The organism is Chryseobacterium sp. VAUSW3 (assembly GCF_002205795.1).
Lineage (GTDB): Bacteria > Bacteroidota > Bacteroidia > Flavobacteriales > Weeksellaceae > Kaistella > Kaistella yananensis.
This window is the reverse complement of sequence record NZ_NIUY01000003.1, coordinates 187579-204891: the sequence shown is the minus strand read 5'-3', so window position 1 is coordinate 204891 and position 17313 is coordinate 187579. Positions and strand designations below refer to the sequence as shown.

The window sequence follows — 17313 nt, the reverse complement described above, 5'->3', positions numbered from 1 at the left end:
ACAAAAAAAGCCACGCAATGCGTGGCTTTAATATGATAATTACTGAGAATTATTTAGCTTCGAAGTACACTCTTCTGTTTGCTCTGTTTTTCCATTCAGGGCATTTTGTCGCTGGGTCGCACTCCGGATATTTCAGGTCTTTTTCACCTCTACCGATCGCTTCAAGTTTACCCGCTTCTACTCCATTCTGGATGAGATAGTTTTTAACAGAATTCGCTCTTCTTTCTGAAAGCTTCTGGTTGTAAGCATCTGAAGCTCTTGTATCTGTACCTCCGATCACATTGTAAGAACCGGATGAAGAGTTGATATAGTTTACAGCGTTATTAAGAATTGGTGTATTTGAAGGAAGAATTCTATCAGAATCCAAATCAAATTCGATACCTTCTAAAGTTCTTGTGTTATCTGTAACTGTTCCGCCTGTAGGACAACCGTTGTTTTCCACAGGGCCTGGCACGGTAACACATTTGTCATAAAGATCGATTACTCCATCTAAATCTGTATCCAGTGCTACCCCTGCTCCATCAACTCTTGCACCTGCAGGAGTATCAAGCTGTCTATCCCAATCATCACATACGCCGTCGTTATCAGCATCTCCTTTCTTACATACTTCAACATCCTGGTTTCTGTCTGCCAAAACATCAAGTTTGTAGTAGATTTCCTGTAACGGATCGTGCCACATCAGGTGAGATTGGTGTTTTCCCAATTTTAGAGACAAACCAAGGGTGGCATTAAAGAAGTTATCGGAAACCTGATCTTCACGCTGATTGATCGGGCTGTATTGTCCACCGCCTCCATCGAATTCATCGTCTCCGGTTACAAAGTACATTACACGTCCTTCGATATCAATTTTTCTGTTGACTTTATATTTCAACCCTGCACCTGCCTGACCGAACATCGAGCTCAGCTTGAAGGGCTTAATCTCGGTCATTAATCTTTGTCCGGCAGCATCTTCAAGATAAGCTCTGTACGCTAAAGTACCTATACCAGCATAACCGTGCAATGCCCATCTGTAAGGTGATTTGTTATCAACTCTTCTCAATAAGTTTGAAAAATTGATATCTCCCAATAATGAGATTGCGTCGTATTGTGTTCTCGCACCTACATCCTGGTATGGATTTCCTGTTCCTGATGCGTTATCTGTTTTGGTATTGAACCATCCCTGTCGGGTTTCACCCCTGTCGTACTGCAAATTTAAACCAAAAGCATGGGTAATTGCTTTATCGATACTTAAATATGCAGAATATCCAAATACGTTCTTACCGTTTCCGTTTTTAATTGAAGTTAGGTCGGCAGACTGTACCAGCGGAACGCCGGCTCCAGCAGAAATTGACCAGTCATTAAATCTCTTAGATTCCTGAGTAAAAGGAGAAACATTTGCAGACCCTGAACTAAAAGTATTAGGATAACCTTCAGTAGAAACCGCAACTGAGTCTTGTGCGTAGATAGCAGCAGGTAATACTAGTGCTAAAGCAAAGCTTGTTAAATTTAGTTTCATAATTTATTTATTTGTAATGTGATGTTTATTATTGTCCTGTGCTGTTACCAGTATTTACATTTACAGCGGCACCAGAAGGACAGCCATTATTCTCAACAGGTCCGGGAACGGTTACACACTGATCGTACAAGTCGATAACCCCGTCTAAATCCATATCCAGTGCTACACCTGCACCATCCACTCTCGCGCCGGCAGGAGTATCAAGCTGTCTGTCCCAATCATCGCAAACTCCATCATTATCATTGTCGCCTTTCTCACAAACAATAAATTCATCTGGAGTGTTCTCTAGAGTAGTTGTTCTGCTATAAGCTTCATGTAAAGGATCGTGCCATGCCAGGTGGGTATCGTGTTTACCCAATTTAAAGGATAACCCGAGATTTACAGTAAGAAGGTCATCGCTGTAAGAATCATTAATCAGGTTATAGTTGATTCTTGGCGAATTAGTATCTCTTCGATCTCCACCACCATCGAATTCCTCGTCACCACTCATGATATACATGGTTCTAAGTTCCAAATCAATCAACTTTGATGCTTTGTACTTAAGTCCCAGACCACCTTGGTAGAAAAACGAATTAATGGCGAATTTTTGGTCTACAGCAAGCGGAAAAGTTCGTGGATTATAATTAGAAATATCCTGATCCAGGAGTAAAGTTTCATAACCCTGAATTCCTACACCCGCGTACCCATGAAGGGCCCACCGGAAAGCTGAGTTGTTATCAACTCTTCGAAGAAGGTTAGAAAAATTAATATCACCAAGTAGAGAAACCTGTTGATATTTGGTCCATGCATCGGCGACTCCTGCTTTAATACCTTCAGCACCAGGCAATTGTCCCCGCTGGTTGGATTCTCCCATTTGATATTGTAAACCAAGACCAAAGGTGTGTGTAATCTGTTTGTCCAAACTTACGTATGCGTTCCAGCCCCAGTTAATTTCATCACCATAGAAAGATGTTAAATCAGCTTTTGCCATCAATGCTGCACCCCCACCAACCGAGATTGCCCAATCATTGAATTTCCTCGATGAATTATTGAAGTTGTAAACATTGGCAGAACCGTTGGAAAACGTGTTTGGATATTTCTGATTATCCGCTATAGAAGTGCCATCTTGGGCATAGAAAGCAATAGGCAGAAAAAATGCTAAAAATAAACCTAATTTCATATTTATGTTTTTAATGTTTTCTGATGCTTAACAACAATTTTTTAGAAAATTCCCGTTCTTTAACATGTTTTTCGTGAGGAATTTTTAATCTGCTGCAATTAAAATTCAAGTTCCCATAAAAGACAATATCTATATCAATAACCCTGTCTATATACCCTTTCGTTATCAATGAATCTTCTGTTCTACCCATTTCAAACTCTATTTTTTTTATTGAATTCAGCAGTTCTATGGGAGAAAATTGTGTTTTTATACGCAATGCAATATTACAAAAAATATTATTACTAACAAATTCTACAGGTTTTGTGCGCAACATTTCACTGCGACCAACAACATTACCAAGTTCATTTTCTATTTTGCTGATTGCAGTCTCTATATTTCGTTCCGGAAAATCTAAATTGCTTCCAAGTAACAAAGTAACCAATTGCTGCGACATATCCTGAAATATATAAAGATTATGAAAAGTTTTTTTAAAAATGTCTTAGCAAATATAGTAGCAATTATGCTGATTGGCGGACTTTTTTTTATGTTTTTGGTGATGCTGGTTGCCGTATCTGCTTTTAGCGGTAACAAAAAATCTGCCATAAAAGACAATTCTGTACTTACTTTGGACTTTAAAACAAATATTATCGACAGTCCTGCCGAAGACAACAAAGATATTTTCGATTTCAGTGAGAAAGAAAATAATGTGATGTTGTATGATATTGTAGAGGCAATAAGAAAAGCAAAAACCGATGATAAGATCAAGGGAATAAGCATTGAAACCGACGGACTGCGTGCGGGCATGACGCAGTTGGATGCCGTACGTGCTGCATTAGAAGACTTCAAAAAAACCGGTAAGTTTGTGTATGCATATGGCAATAATGTATCCCAACCTGCATATTATTTAGGTTCTGTAGCGGAGCAATATTTCCTAAATCCTGCAGGCGGCATCGAACTTAAAGGTCTAAGCACAGAGGTACTTTACATGAAAAGTTTTACCGACAAATTCGGAATCGGGACAGAAATCATTCGTCACGGAAAATATAAATCTGCCGTTGAACCTTTTATGAGAGACGATATGTCGCCGGAAAACAGAGAGCAGATTTCTACGATGCTGAATGATTTATGGTCTCACAATTCAAATAAAATTGCTGCATCCAGAAAAATGGATGTAAACCAGTTCAAAACTGTGGTTGACAGCCTTTACGGCATCATTCCGGATTTGAGCCTGCAGTATAAACTTGCCGACCGGTTGATTCAGAAAACCGAATATGATGACCTTATAAGAGATAAACTTAAGATAAAAGAAAGAGATAAACTTAACAAAATTTCGTTCAGCAAATACATCAGTTCCTATGAAGAAGAAAACTTTAAAAAAGACGACCAGATTGCTGTTTTATACGCTTCAGGAGCTATTTACAACGGAGAAGGCTTCGATGCAGTATACGCTGATAACTTCGTAAAGGAAATCAAAAAAATAACTGACAACGATAAAATCAAAGCTGTGGTTTTCAGAATAAACAGCCCCGGCGGAAGCGCAAATGCTTCTGATGAGATCCTTTTTGAACTTCAGCAACTGAAAAAGAAAAAACCATTAGTCGTATCTTTTGGTGATTATGCAGCCTCAGGTGGATATTATATTGCAATGGCGGCAGATAAAATTTATTCTGAACCCAACACCCTTACCGGTTCAATCGGGGTATTCGGAATTATTCCCTATTTCAAAGAACTTGCTAATAAAAACGGACTGAATTCACAGGTCGTTACTACCAATGCCAACTCCAATATGTATTCGACATTCAACGGAGTTACGCCTGGCGGAGTTTCAATTCTCACTAAAAGCGTAGAGCAAACGTATAAGCGTTTTGTGCACTTTGTTACTCAAAACAGAAAAAAATCTTTTGAACAAATTGATGAAATCGGTGGTGGTAGAGTCTGGAGCGGCACACGAGCGAAACAAATCGGACTTGTTGACGAATTGGGCTCATTAAATGACGCTATCAATTTTGCAGCACAAAAAGCTAAAATGAAAAAGTACAATGTTGCAGCATATCCTAAAAAAGTTTCAAAATTCGAACAGCTGTTTAAAGATATAGAAGAGGAACAAATCTCCAACAGGTTTATTAAAAATAAAATTGGAGAAGAGAATTTTAAAATATTTGAGCAGATCACCAATCCACAAATGCAGAGCAGTGTGATGATGCAGATGCCTTACGGAATTAAATTCTAAACATTAAATAAAAATCCCGGACTGAAGATTCAGTCCGGGATTTTTCTATTTTTTAGCGATTAAGCTCTTCTTGTTGCCATACCGTAAATCCAGAGAACCAATAAAGCTCCGAGAACGGCTAGGAACATACTCTTAATGTCGAATTCATCAACAGTACCCCATCCTAACATACTGCCGATCCATCCTCCAACGAATGCACCTACGATACCTAAAATAATTGTCATCAGCCAACCCATTCCTTGATTTCCTGGCATAATGAATTTAGCGATTGCACCTGCGATAAGACCAAAAATGATCCAAGTTAAAATACCCATAGTTTTAAAATTTTAATGTTAATATTTAGTATTTGGTTTTCTAAAATTAAGAAAAAGTAATTAAAACTATGTAATAATTGTTAATTACGTTTTCTGAAAAATGAATCTACAAATTCCGTTCCATTAAATAATTGCAGGTCCGTCATTTTTTCGCCAACACCAATATATTTCACAGGAATTTGGAACTGATCAGAAATTCCAATGACTACACCACCTTTCGCAGTTCCGTCTAATTTAGTGATCGCCAATGCATTAACTTCGGTAGCGGCAGTAAACTGTTTTGCCTGCTCGAAGGCATTTTGCCCTGTTGATCCATCTAAAACCAAAAGCACTTCATGCGGTGCATCGGGTAGAACCTTCTGCATTACCCTTTTTATTTTGGTAAGCTCGTTCATTAAATTCACCTTGTTATGAAGTCTTCCGGCAGTATCAATGATGACTACATCGGCATTATTAGCAACAGCACTTTGTACGGTATCAAAAGCCACAGAAGCCGGATCGGAACCCATTCCTTGTTTAATTATGGGTACGCCTACTCTTTCGCTCCAAATCACCAATTGATCCACTGCAGCAGCACGAAAAGTATCTGCAGCGCCTAAAACTACTTTTTTGCCTTCGGATTTAAACTGATGGGCCAGCTTTCCGATGGTTGTGGTTTTGCCTACACCGTTTACACCAACAACCATAATCACATAAGGTTTTTTGGTTTCATCGATATTTCCTGATCCTGCATGGGGATTTTCCAAAAGCAATCCGGAGATTTCTTCTCGGAGAATAGCATCAAGTTCATCTGTGCTCACAAATTTATCACGAGCAACTCGGTCTTCAATTCTTTGGATAATTTTTATTGTTGTAGAAGCACCAACGTCGGAAGCGATCAGCACTTCTTCAAGATCATCCAACACTTCGTCATCAACTTTCGATTTTCCTACAACCGCTTTGGAAATTTTTTCGAAAAATCCCTGATTCGATTTCTCGAGCCCTTTGTCTAAAGTTTCCTTTTCTTCTTTTTTAAATATATTTTTGAACCAACTCATTTTTCAGTATCAGTTTTATGTTGCTTATGGTCTTCTGTTTTAGCGATAGCAAATATAACAAAAAAACTACCCAATTATTTTTGGATAGTTTTATATCATAAAAGCTGTAGAGAATTATTTTTTCAAATAACCTTCAACCTCGTCAGCATTCATCACTTTTTCTTCGAAAACGTAAGCACCTGATTTAGGAGACTTCACCATTTTCACTACTTTGGTCATTTTTTTAGACCCTGCACCACCCTGTAGGGATGCTACTACTTTCTTTGCCATTTTTTATTCGTTTAAAAAATTACTTGATTTCCTTGTGAAGGGTATATTTTTTAAGAACAGGATTGAATTTTTTCAACTCCAATCTTTCTGTAGTGTTCTTTTTGTTTTTGGTCGTAATGTATCTTGACATTCCTGCGACACCGGTTTCTTTGTGCTCTGTGCACTCAAGAATCACCTGAACTCTGTTACCTTTTTTAGCCATTACTTATCTTTTTTTATAAATCCGTTTCTTGCTGCTCTTTCAATCGCTTCTTCGATACCAATCTTGTTGATAACTCTCAATCCGTGTGCAGAAACTTTTAAAGTTACAGATTTTTCTTGCTCCGGAAGGTAAAATTTCTTCTCCAATAAGTTAATTTCAAAACGACGCTTCGTTTTGTTATTAGCGTGAGAAACATTGTTTCCAACCATGGCACGCTTTCCTGTTATTTGGCAAATTCTTGACATATCTCGATGTTCTTTTTTACTACTAAATATTTGAGAGTGCAAAATAACAAAGAATTTTCCACTTAGACAAATATTTATGAATTAATTATTTATATTTTTTTTTAATCTTTCCTGATGCTTTATATGTTCACACTTCATGAAAGACTGCACTCCTTTTATTCAGACAATATTTACTTCTCTTTCCAACCCGATACCGAATTTATCTTTCACTGATTCAATAATCATGGTTGAGAAATCATAAATCTCCTTGCCTGTTGCATTGCCTGTTTTGTTAACAATAACCAATGCCTGAAGTTCATGCGATGCCACATTACCAACTTGTTTTCCCTTCCAGCCGCACTGCTCTATAAGCCAGCCTGCTGGTATTTTTACCATTTCTCCGTTTGGATAGTTCGGCATTTGCGGATAACTGTTCTGCACTTCTGTAAATTGCTGCAGCGGAATGGTCGGGTTCTTAAAAAAACTGCCGGCATTTCCCAAAATCTGCGGATCTGGAAGTTTGCTTTGGCGGATACTGATTACTGCCCGCGAGACATCCTGAATCGTAGGATTTTCAATGCCAAGCTTATCGAGTTCGTTTTTTATAGCACCATATTCGGTCTTGATCTGATGATTTTTTGTAGAAAGTTTAAAGGTGACTTCCAGAATTACGCATTTTCCCCTTACTTCCCCCTTGAAAATTGAGTCACGGTAACCGAAACCGCATTCTTCTTTATTAAATTCTTCAATCTCTAAAGTTTGAATATTCAGCACTTTACACTTTACAAAAGTATCTTTAATTTCTGTTCCGTACGCCCCAATGTTCTGCATTGGCGAAGTCCCAACATTTCCAGGAATTAGTGAAAGATTTTCTAAACCTCCATAATTTTCAGACAGACAGAACTGCACAAACTCATGCCAGTTTTCGCCGGCTTTCGCAGTGACTAAAACTTCATTTTCATTCAAAAACTCTTCAGAAATTCCTTTTAAATTGAGTTTTATTACCAAGCCGCCAAAGTCTTCAGTGAACAATATATTACTTCCTCCTCCTAAAAAGAGAATTTCAAAGTGATTGATTTTAGCAAATTCGATGGCATATTTTAAGTCATCAACATCTTTAACTTCCGCGAAATATTTCGCAGAAACATCAACTCCGAAAGTGTTGAGATTTTTTAAAGAGTATTTTTCCTGAATTTTCATTGCGTTACAAACGTTAACTTTTAATTTAGGCTAAAGCCAAAAGGTTTCAGAATCAGAAAACGGGCTAAAGCCCGTTCCCAGTTTTCTACAGATTGAATTCGAGTTTATACTTCTGAAGTGCGTCGTTCAGCAATTCCACACTTCTGCGCAAATCTTCTTCTTTTAAAACATACGCAATACGGACCTGTTTTTTTCCGAGTTCAGGATTGCTGTAGAAACCGCTCATTGGGGCAACCATTACCGTTTCGCCGTTGTGTGAATAATGCTCAAGAAGCCATTGTGCAAAAACATCGGTATCCTCCACCGGAAGTTCGGCAACGCAGTAAAATGCACCTTTAGGTTTCGGGCAGATTACGCCTGGAATCCCGTTAAGTAAATCAACCAGTAAATTTCTTCGGTGCGTATATTCTTCGCGTACTTTTCGGATGTATGCTTCATCGTCGTGGTGTGCGGCGGCCGCAGCAATTTGTCCCAGCAAAACCGGACTTAATCTTGCCTGTGCAAAAAGCATTGCAGCATCATGAATTTTTTTAGAACGTGTAATCATGCAGCCAATTCTGGCTCCGCACATACTGTACCTTTTGGATTCCGAATCTACGATGATGCAGTTTTCGGCAAGTTCGGGGAAATCGAACATCGAAACCTGGTGTTTTCCGTCGTAAACATATTCGCGATAAACCTCATCAGAAATTACAACTATATCATGTTTCAGAGCAATTTCCGCAAGTTTCTGAAGCTCTTCTCTTGTATAAAGATAACCGGAAGGGTTTCCCGGGTTACAGATAAGGATTGCACGTGTTTTATCTGTGATTTTCTTCTCGAATTCCTCAATCGGCGGCAGGGCAAAACCGGTATCAATTGTTGAAGGAATGGCCACAACTTTTACGTTGATCGCGTTTGTAAAACCATTATAATTTGCGTAATACGGCTCAGGAATAATCACTTCATCACCATCATCACAAAGCGTTGAAATTGCAAAATTCAGCGCTTCAGACCCTCCGTTGGTTACAATAAAATTATCTGTCGTTAGATCTGTAAAACCCAAAGAGTGGTAATAGTCCTTCAGTGCGGTTCTGTAATCCAGATTTCCTTCAGACAGGGCATATTCCAGCACTTTCAAATCGATGTTTTTCACAGCATCCAGCGCTTTTTGAGGAGTTTCAATATCGGGCTGACCAATATTCAGATGATAAACTTTTATCCCTTTCTGTTTGGCTTGCAGCGCATACGGAACAAGCTTTCTAACGGGTGACGCAGGCATATTTTCTGCTCTGTGAGAAATTTTCGGCATTATGTTGAATTTTTACAAAAATAAGGATTTTTTTCGGGAGCAATCAAGGGTAGTTTCTCTCGCCAAAGATCATCCGGCTCTTCGCTGCAATCTTTTTGCCTGTGCAAAAAGGATTTCCGCTGCGATCCGGGCTAAAAGTTCTGCCATTTTCCTTTCGATAAGACATAAAAAAACCGCAGAAAATTTCTGCGGTTTCACTTGAATAATAGTTTATTTAATAAATCCTTTGTTTTTCAACAATGGCTTAATGTCCGGCGTTCTGCCAGTGAAATCTTTATACGCTTGATTTAAATCCACTGAGTTTCCAACCGATAGAATATATTTCCTGAAACGGTCTCCATTGGCTCTTGTCATACCGCCGTTGGTCGTAATCCAGTCCCAGGCATCCGCATTCAGCACGTCACTCCACATGTAAGCGTAATAACCGGCCGAATAACCGCCGCCCCAAATGTGTGCAAAATAAGGCGTGTGATATCTTGGCGGAACTTCTTTCAGATTGAAACCATATTTCGCCAAAACCTCTTTTTCGAATTCTAAAGCAGGCTTAAACTGCGATTCATCCGTCACCGAATGCCAGTTCATATCCAGCGTAGCTGCAGAAACCAGTTCTGTTGTAGAATATCCCTGGTTAAATGATGCTGCGTTTTTGATTTTATCAACCAAAGTCTGTGGCATTGGCTGTTTTGTTTGGTAATGAAGTGCATAATTCTTCAGGATGGAAGGTTCCAATGCAAAAAACTCATTGATTTGCGACGGGAATTCGACAAAATCCCTTGGCGTATTGGTTCCGGAAACCGAAACATATTTCTGGTTTGCAAAAAGGCCGTGCAGCGTATGCCCAAATTCATGGAACATTGTGGACACATCATCGTAAGAAATTAAAGATGGTTTTCCCTCAGCAGGTTTTTGATAGTTGAATACATTCACAATCACAGGTTTCTGACCAAGCAGATGCGACTGTTCAACGAAGTTGCTCATCCAGGCACCGCCGTTTTTGTTGCTTCTTGTATAAAAATCAAGATAATAAAGTGCCATGGATTTTCCGTCGTTATCGAAAACCTCATAAGCCACTACATCCGGATGATAAACCGGCAGATCTTTTCTTTCTTTAAAAGTGATTCCGTAGAATTTTTCAGCGGCATAGAACACCCCTTTCTCCAGAACAGTTGTTACTTCGAAATAAGGTTTTATGGCATTTTCGTCTAAATCATATTTTGCTTTTCTCACTTGTTCAGAATAGAAATTCCAGTCCCAAGGCTCTACAGTGAAGCCTCCTTTATGTTTGTCGATTAAAGCCTGAATCTCGCTGCTTTCTCTTTTGGCAGTTTCTACAGCTGGTTTTGCGAGTTGAGCTAAAAGATTCATAGCATTTTCTGGAGTTTTCGCCATTTGATCCTGAAGTTTCCATTCTGCGAAAGATTTTTTACCGGAAAGATGTGCTTTTTCCATTCTCAGTTTGGCCTGTCTTTCGAGGATGCTTCTGGTGTCATCAGCATTACCTTTTTCAGCTCTGTACCAGGATGCTTTAAAGAGTTTTTCTCTGGTAGCTCTGTTTTTCAGATTCTGCAAAAGTGGCTGCTGGGTTGTATTTAAAAGCGTTAATAGATATTTACCTTGGTGACCTGCCGCTTTCGCATCTGCTGCAGCTGCGGCAATTTCGTCAGCGGAAAGTCCGTCTAATTCCTTCACATCCGAAATCAACACGGCTCCGTTCTTTCTTGCATCCAAAAGTTTGCTGGTAAACTGGGTTGAAAGTGTCGCCAGTTCTTCATTGATTTTTTTTACTTTCTCCTTGTTTTCGGCAGAAAGATTGGCTCCTGCGATCTCGAAATTTGTTTTGTACAACTCAAGAACTCTTTTTTCCTCAGCGCCTAAATTCTCTGTGCTGATGGCTTTAATTCTTGAATATAGCTTTTCATTCAGATAAATTTTATCGCTTAACCCCGAAAAAACCGGCGCATATTCTTCTTCAAGTTTCTGTAAAGCAGGATTTGTGTTGGAACCGGTGAGGTTATAAAAAATAATCTGCGCTCTCTTCAGGATTTCGCCGCTGTTTTCGAGTGCAACAATGGTATTGGCAAAGGTTGGAGCACTTGGATTATTCGCAATGTTTTCGATTTCAGCAAGCTGAACCTTCATTCCGTAATCAAATGCAGGTTTAAAATGCTCATCTTTAATCTTATCAAATTCAGGCGCCTGATATTGCAGCGCACTTTTCTTCATAAAAGGATTGGAAGCTAAACTTGCATCGGGAACAGGAATTTCTGTAGTTGTGGAATCTGTAGTTTTCATCGTAGAACAGGCAGTATTAATTGCCAGAGAGGAAATTAATAATACGGATGTAATATTTTTCATTTTAGAACTGTTAATTGAAGTAAAGATATTAAATTTAAGCAAATTAAAAACCAAACCATATGAAAACACTTATTACCACAGTGGCAGTTTGTGGATCTCTCCTGTCATGTTCAATGAAATCCGACATTATTTTTCCCTTGAACCTGACTCAAAAAGAAGGCAAAGGAATCATTAAAACATCGCAGTTTGAAATGAATATCAACGAAATAAAAGTAGCGCAGTCGATTTCCGCCGAAGTTGTGAAATCCGATACCGAAAAAGTGGTTATTACCGCTCCTTCCGATATTATGGATGATATTTTGGTTGATAATGTAGACGGGAAACTCTTCATCCATTTCAAACCAAACATGAATATTTCGGCAAAAAATGTGGCTGCAAAGATTTTCGTGAAAGATTTTACGCGTCTTGAAGCCACTTCCTCAGCTAAAATTACAGTTGAAGATAAATTTACACAGGACAAAACCGATGTAAAAGTTTCGAGTTCGGGAAGCATTACCGGAAATCTGGAAGCGAATGACCTTTCGGTAGATGTATCGAGCTCGGGGAGTTTTTCTGGAGAAATCTGGACGGTAAATCTGGAGGCAGAAGCGACTTCTTCCGGCCACATGAAATTTTCAGGTAAAGCTAAAAACGCTGAGCTGAGAGCTTCTTCTTCCGGCAGTTTAAAAGCCCGCGATCTTAATGCTTCTTCTGCACAAATTCAGGCGTCCAGCAGCGGAAGCGTAAGTCTTTCCGTGAGTACGGAATTGGATGCAGCTGCAAGTTCTTCGGGTGATATTTCGGTGTACCGCACGGGAAATCTTACTATTAAAAATCAGAAGAAAAGCAGTGGTGGAAGTATTTCGATCCATTAACTTTACATAACTCTGCTCACCTTAAAAACAATGTATGCTTACCCAAGTCCATCCCAAAATACCGATGCGAAACAAGAAAATTACCCGTGAATTCTATATCAATTCGTTGGGTTTTGAGGAAATTGGAACCGTAGATTTTGAGGGGTATTTAATGATTAAAAGAGATCAAATCGAGCTGCATTTTTTTCTGCTCGAAACCATCAGTCCGCTGGAAAACTATGGCCAAATTTACATTCGGACAGATGATATTGAAGGATTATACGAAGATTTCATCCGAAAACAAATCGAAATTCATCCAAACGGTAAGTTGCAACGAAAACCTTGGGGACAAAAGGAGTTTTCCATCCTCGATCCGGATGGAAATCTGCTGACTTTCGGACAGTTTTCAGATTAATTCATAAAAAAATCAGTCTCCAAAAAGACTGATTTCTTTTTATTTTTTTTCGAAAAATTTCACCAACCCCCTGAAGCGCCACCGCCACCGAAGCTTCCGCCACCGCCAAAACCTCCAAATCCACCTCCGGAACCACCTCCAAATCCGCCGCCTCCAAAACCTCCCCCACCAAAGCTTCCTGGGAATGGGAAAAATCCGCCCGGATAGGTTCGCCGCCCGCGCCGCGAAAGAATCACATCGTCATCGTCATCATGATTTCCTCCCCCGCCTCTGTTCCTGAACAGGATACTTAGAATCATCATCACAAAAAATGCGATGAAAATGATTTTCACAATACTAATTTCTCCTTCTTCCGGGGTTTCCTTTATGATAGGTTTGAATTTACCTTCAACTACTTCCATCAAAGCGGTCGTTCCACGGTTGATTCCCTCATACCAAAGTCCCTGTTTGAAGTTTGGAGTTACGATATAATCAAGAATCTGCCCTGCCACAGAGGCAGTGAGATATCTCTCAACACCCCTGCCCTGCTGAATGGCAAATTTCCTGTCTTCTGTCGCTATCAGAAATACGATACCGTTGTCCTGTTCCTTTTCCCCGATTCCCCACTTTTCACCATACATGGTCGCGAGATAATTGATGTCCTCGCCTTTTGTGGTGGGAATAATAATCACTGCGATTTCGGTAGAAGTGGAGTCGTAAAATTTAATAAGTTTCTGGTTAAGCTGCTCCCTTTCGGTTGCATTCAGCAAGCCTACTTCATCTGTCACAGGAAATATTTTCGCTGGTTTTGCAGGGACTAACTGGGCAAGAACAAAGATGTTCAGCCCCAGAAAAAGAACAGAAAGAAATTTATTTAGAGAACGTAATCTCATTCGACAGTTCATTGTGATTTTCTCCCGAAACCGGGAAATGTTTTTTGAGTTCGAAACCGGTTTTAAGGATGGCATTCCTTAAACCGTCGTGGTAATTTCCTTTGGCAAATTCCGCTGTAATTTGATCGTGCAGTTGGTCCCAGAAATTCTGATGAACTTTCTGATGAATGCCGGCATCGCCAATAATGGTGAGGTAATGCTGCTCGAAATTTACATGAAAAAGCACCGCGTTTTTTTCCGCAGTTTTATCCTTGCAAAGGGTTTTGAAGACTTCAAAAGCAATCTCCGCATTGTTTCCTTCAGAATTGGAATCAATATGCACACGGATTTCGCCGGTAGAATGATCTTCTGCTGACTGAATGGCTTCCACAAGGGAAGCCATCTGTTCATCTGTAAGGAAATTGCTCATTAATTGGTGAATACTTCAGGTGCTTTTTCGGCTCCTGCTGCAGCTTTGAAATAAGGCTTTTCTTTAAAATTGGTAAAGTTGGCCAAAATATTATTCGGGAAAGTCTTGATCGAAGTATTATAGTCCTGAGCCGCTTCGTTATAATAAACGGTTTCGCTTCGGATGCTGTTTTCAATCGCGGTGTATTCCCTCTGGAAATTCATATACTGCTGATCCGCTTTTAAATTGGGATACTGCTCTACTACGGCCATCAACCTGCTCAACGCTCCACTTAATTCACCCTGTGCTGCCTGGAATCTTGCCATGTCGGCCTCAGTCATATTCGTTGGGTCTACCGTGATAGAAGTTGCTTTTGATCGTGCTTCAATCACTTTCGTTAAGGTTTCCTGCTCGAATTGCGAATAGGATTTCACTGTTCTTTCAAGATTTGGGATAAGGTTCGCACGCTTTTGGTACACCGTTTCCACGTTAGACCATTTTGTATTCACAGTCTGTTCCTTAATCGTGAAACTGTTATAACCGTTTTTGCCCCAGAAAAATAAAATTGCGGCAATAACGAGAAGAGCAATACCGATGGTTCCGGCGCTCATACAACCTCTGTTTCTCATAGTTTAATATTTTTAATGTTTAATGATAGGTACCCAAATATACAAATTATATGCTAAATTTGTGAAAATTTAAGAAAAATGATCACAATTGTAGTGGCGATGGGTTTAAAGAATGAGATTGGTGCTGACAATCAATTGTTATGGCATTTGCCGAAGGATTTAAAACATTTTAAGGACATTACTTCAGGACACCCGATTATTATGGGCCGAAAGACTTATGAAAGTATTGGCAAACCGTTGCCAAACCGTACCAATATTGTGGTTTCAAGAAAAAAAGACTGGTTCGAGGAAGGCATCCTGATTGTAGGGAGTATAAAGGAAGCGATAAAATTCGCAAAAAAGCTTGATGAAAACATCTTCATTATCGGAGGCGGCAATATTTACGAACAGACCATTGATCTGGCCGACAGACTGGAAGTAACCCAGGTGCAAGCAGAACTGGAAGCTGATGTGTTCTTCCCGAAAATTAATCCGAAAATCTGGCAGAAAACTTCAGAAACCTGCCATGAAAAAGATGAAAAAAACAGCTACGATTTCTGTTTCCAGACTTTCGAGAAAAAGTCTAAAGTCTAACTTCTGAAGTTAACATCAAATTTCTATCTTTGCACTCATAAATTTTAACAATGAACAAATACATAAAATTCGTTATCGCAGGTTTAATGATTGCCGCTGGAATTTATCTCATGATGAACCGTAACATTGGTTGGGGAATCGTAGTCGTACTCCTTTCTTCTATTCCGGTGCTTTTGTTCTTCAAAAATGAATTCATCCTGGCTGCATTCTGGTATCTGAGAAAGCAGAATATGGAGAAAGCGACCAAATGGCTTTCTAAAATCACCAATTTCGAATCCCAGCTTCACCGTTCTCAGTACGGATATTTCCATTATTTACAAGGACTTACTTTGGCGCAGGATCATCCTCAAAAAGTAGAACCTTTAATGAAAAAAGCGTTGGAATATGGCCTGAACATGAAACACGACCGTGCCATGGCAACGCTGAACATTGCTGCAGGTGCGATGCAGAAAGGCAGAAGACAGGAAGCTACAAAACTGCTCGAAGAAGCAAAAAGATTAGATTCTGCAGGAATGATGACCGAACAGATCAAGATGCTGAAAGATCAGCTGAAAATGCCGACGATGCAGAAACACATGCACAATCCGAACATGAGACAGCGTGGGAAATTCTATTAAAATGCTCTCACTGTAAATCATAAAATCCTGAAAATTTTCAGGATTTTTTTTTGGAAAAATATTTGTAACGATTAATGGGATATGATGCCCAGCTAATCAACCCTACAGAAATTTTACATTTCCGAATTCTGTTCCACACCATAAAATTTAGGCATCTGCCAATGGTATTTCACGGCCAGTGTACGTATTGCAACTATAAGCAAAATGGTGGAAATCTGCACAAAAGCATAAGATAACCGGCTGTAATTTACCAAAATAAGAAAAACACTTCCGCCTACAATACAAGCCGTGGCATATATTTCTTTCCTGAAAATAAGCGGTATCCTGTTGAGTAAAATATCACGGATAATACCGCCAAAACAGCCGGTAATAGTGCCCAAAGTAAGACAGATCAATGGATGAAGATCTGCATTCAAACCCTTCTGAATTCCAATAATGGTAAAAAGTCCCAGCCCGAAACTGTCGAAAATAAACAGCGTCACCTGGAATTTGTTCTCTATTGATTTAAAAATCATCGAAAAAATACAGGTAATAAAAATTACCGTACACATGATCAGGTCATGCATCCAGAAGACGGGAACATCAAGCAGTAAATCGCGCACCGTTCCGCCACCAACAGAGGTAATGAACGCAATAATTAAAACTCCAAAAGGATCAAGCCGTTTCTGCATTGCAGCGAAACTTCCCGACATGGCAAAAGCTACCGTGCCGAGTAATTCTATGGCGAGATTAAGATTTTCGTGAACCTGCAAAATATTATTTTTTTATTGGAACCCGCACTGTATCCGGAACCAAAAGCTTATAATCACCACCGAAGGTAATAATTTCTCGTACAATACTGCTGCTGATAAATGATTTTCCCGCTGAAGTTAAAAGAAAAATTGTTTCAATCTTATTTTCTTTAGTAAGTTCCCGGTTTGTTTGGGCAATGGCTTTTTCAAACTCAAAATCTGCGGGATTTCTTAGTCCGCGGAGAATAAAGTTCACATTTTTGCTGTGGCAATAATCGATAGTGAGACCTTCAAAATGATCCACCTCCACATTCGGGAATTTTTCAAATGTTTTCTTGATGAATTCTACGCGTTGTTCCAGCGAGAACATATATTTTTTCTGTGAATTCTGGCCAATCGCAATAATGATCTTATCGAAAAGCGGGGCAGCTCTTTCCACAATATCGTAATGACCAAGCGTAATCGGGTCAAACGAACCCGGAAAAACAGCTACTTTCAT

Annotated in this window: 21 protein-coding genes; 5 read left to right on the top strand and 16 right to left on the bottom strand. The window is 39.4% G+C overall.

Going from position 1 to position 17313, the window contains the following annotated elements; translation table 11 throughout:
• Window positions 1-49: 49 nt before the first annotated feature.
• Genes CDW55_RS10750 through folK form a run of 3 tightly spaced genes read right to left on the bottom strand, consistent with a single transcriptional unit; the run spans window position 50 to window position 3087 of the window.
• Window positions 50-1495 (bottom strand): OmpA family protein, encoded by a 1446-nt coding sequence (locus tag CDW55_RS10750; protein ID WP_088469768.1) that lies wholly within the window; start codon window positions 1493-1495, stop codon window positions 50-52.
• Between the two features lie 28 nt (window positions 1496-1523).
• Window positions 1524-2654 (bottom strand): flagellar motor protein MotB, encoded by a 1131-nt coding sequence (locus CDW55_RS10745; protein WP_088469767.1) that lies wholly within the window; start codon window positions 2652-2654, stop codon window positions 1524-1526.
• A 10-nt stretch (window positions 2655-2664) separates the two neighbouring features.
• Window positions 2665-3087: a 2-amino-4-hydroxy-6-hydroxymethyldihydropteridine diphosphokinase gene (gene folK, locus CDW55_RS10740; RefSeq protein ID WP_088469766.1), complete on the bottom strand. Its 423-nt coding sequence runs from the start codon at window positions 3085-3087 to the stop codon at window positions 2665-2667.
• Window positions 3088-3108: 21 nt separating this feature from the next.
• On the opposite strand from folK, the gene sppA reads away from it, so the two are divergent.
• Window positions 3109-4863, top strand: a complete 1755-nt coding sequence (gene sppA, locus CDW55_RS10735) for a signal peptide peptidase SppA (protein ID WP_088469765.1) — start codon at window positions 3109-3111, stop codon at window positions 4861-4863.
• Window positions 4864-4922: 59 nt separating this feature from the next.
• Here sppA and CDW55_RS10730 read toward each other — a convergent pair whose 3' ends face one another.
• The 8 genes from CDW55_RS10730 to CDW55_RS10690 form a co-directional block, all read right to left on the bottom strand.
• The gene (locus tag CDW55_RS10730) at window positions 4923-5177 is read right to left on the bottom strand and encodes a GlsB/YeaQ/YmgE family stress response membrane protein (protein WP_088469764.1); all 255 of its coding nucleotides are present in this window, start codon (window positions 5175-5177) and stop codon (window positions 4923-4925) included.
• Between the two features lie 80 nt (window positions 5178-5257).
• Window positions 5258-6214: a signal recognition particle-docking protein FtsY gene (ftsY, locus tag CDW55_RS10725; protein WP_088469763.1), complete on the bottom strand. Its 957-nt coding sequence runs from the start codon at window positions 6212-6214 to the stop codon at window positions 5258-5260.
• 114 nt (window positions 6215-6328) lie between these two features.
• Window positions 6329-6484 carry a DUF4295 domain-containing protein gene (locus CDW55_RS10720; protein ID WP_088469762.1) on the bottom strand — a complete coding sequence of 52 codons (156 nt, stop codon included), beginning with the start codon at window positions 6482-6484 and terminating at the stop codon, window positions 6329-6331.
• Window positions 6485-6503: 19 nt separating this feature from the next.
• Entirely contained in the window at window positions 6504-6686 is a 183-nt protein-coding gene (rpmG, locus tag CDW55_RS10715; RefSeq protein WP_015806891.1) for a 50S ribosomal protein L33, read from the bottom strand.
• Window positions 6686-6931, bottom strand: a complete 246-nt coding sequence (gene rpmB / locus CDW55_RS10710) for a 50S ribosomal protein L28 (RefSeq protein WP_088469761.1) — start codon at window positions 6929-6931, stop codon at window positions 6686-6688. The genes rpmG and rpmB overlap by 1 nt, the downstream gene beginning before the upstream one ends.
• Window positions 6932-7090: 159 nt before the next feature.
• On the bottom strand, window positions 7091-8110 hold the full coding sequence (gene murB, locus CDW55_RS10705) for a UDP-N-acetylmuramate dehydrogenase (protein WP_088469760.1): 1020 nt from the start codon (window positions 8108-8110) through the stop codon (window positions 7091-7093).
• A gap of 85 nt (window positions 8111-8195) precedes the next feature.
• Window positions 8196-9401, bottom strand: a complete 1206-nt coding sequence (locus tag CDW55_RS10700) for a pyridoxal phosphate-dependent aminotransferase (protein ID WP_088469759.1) — start codon at window positions 9399-9401, stop codon at window positions 8196-8198.
• Between the two features lie 210 nt (window positions 9402-9611).
• Window positions 9612-11756: a M3 family metallopeptidase gene (locus CDW55_RS10690; RefSeq protein ID WP_088469869.1), complete on the bottom strand. Its 2145-nt coding sequence runs from the start codon at window positions 11754-11756 to the stop codon at window positions 9612-9614.
• 59 nt (window positions 11757-11815) lie between these two features.
• Between CDW55_RS10690 and CDW55_RS10685 the strand changes: the two genes are divergently transcribed.
• Both CDW55_RS10685 and CDW55_RS10680 read left to right on the top strand, forming a co-directional pair.
• On the top strand, window positions 11816-12610 hold the full coding sequence (locus CDW55_RS10685; protein ID WP_088469757.1) for a head GIN domain-containing protein: 795 nt from the start codon (window positions 11816-11818) through the stop codon (window positions 12608-12610).
• A gap of 34 nt (window positions 12611-12644) precedes the next feature.
• The gene (locus tag CDW55_RS10680) at window positions 12645-13004 is read left to right on the top strand and encodes a bleomycin resistance protein (RefSeq protein WP_088469756.1); all 360 of its coding nucleotides are present in this window, start codon (window positions 12645-12647) and stop codon (window positions 13002-13004) included.
• A 59-nt stretch (window positions 13005-13063) separates the two neighbouring features.
• On the opposite strand, the gene CDW55_RS10675 is transcribed toward CDW55_RS10680, so the two are convergent.
• From CDW55_RS10675 to CDW55_RS10665, 3 genes are read right to left on the bottom strand one after another with little or no spacing between them, the layout of a single operon-like run.
• Window positions 13064-13876, bottom strand: coding sequence for a TPM domain-containing protein (locus CDW55_RS10675; RefSeq protein WP_088469755.1), 813 nt, complete (start codon window positions 13874-13876; stop codon window positions 13064-13066).
• Complete coding sequence (locus tag CDW55_RS10670; protein WP_088469754.1) at window positions 13854-14285, bottom strand: TPM domain-containing protein; 432 nt, start codon at window positions 14283-14285, stop codon at window positions 13854-13856. The genes CDW55_RS10675 and CDW55_RS10670 overlap by 23 nt, the downstream gene beginning before the upstream one ends.
• A complete protein-coding gene (locus CDW55_RS10665; RefSeq protein ID WP_088469753.1) occupies window positions 14285-14893 on the bottom strand; it encodes a LemA family protein in 609 nt (202 codons plus the stop codon). The genes CDW55_RS10670 and CDW55_RS10665 overlap by 1 nt, the downstream gene beginning before the upstream one ends.
• A 78-nt stretch (window positions 14894-14971) precedes the next feature.
• Between CDW55_RS10665 and CDW55_RS10660 the strand changes: the two genes are divergently transcribed.
• Both CDW55_RS10660 and CDW55_RS10655 read left to right on the top strand, forming a co-directional pair.
• Window positions 14972-15466, top strand: coding sequence for a dihydrofolate reductase (locus tag CDW55_RS10660; RefSeq protein WP_088469752.1), 495 nt, complete (start codon window positions 14972-14974; stop codon window positions 15464-15466).
• A gap of 50 nt (window positions 15467-15516) precedes the next feature.
• Entirely contained in the window at window positions 15517-16083 is a 567-nt protein-coding gene (locus tag CDW55_RS10655) for a hypothetical protein (RefSeq protein WP_088469751.1), read from the top strand.
• A gap of 113 nt (window positions 16084-16196) precedes the next feature.
• Here CDW55_RS10655 and CDW55_RS10650 read toward each other — a convergent pair whose 3' ends face one another.
• Complete coding sequence (locus tag CDW55_RS10650) at window positions 16197-16835, bottom strand: trimeric intracellular cation channel family protein (RefSeq protein WP_088469750.1); 639 nt, start codon at window positions 16833-16835, stop codon at window positions 16197-16199.
• Window positions 16836-16839: 4 nt separating this feature from the next.
• Window positions 16840-17313 (bottom strand): pantetheine-phosphate adenylyltransferase, encoded by a 474-nt coding sequence (coaD, locus tag CDW55_RS10645; RefSeq protein WP_088469749.1) that lies wholly within the window; start codon window positions 17311-17313, stop codon window positions 16840-16842.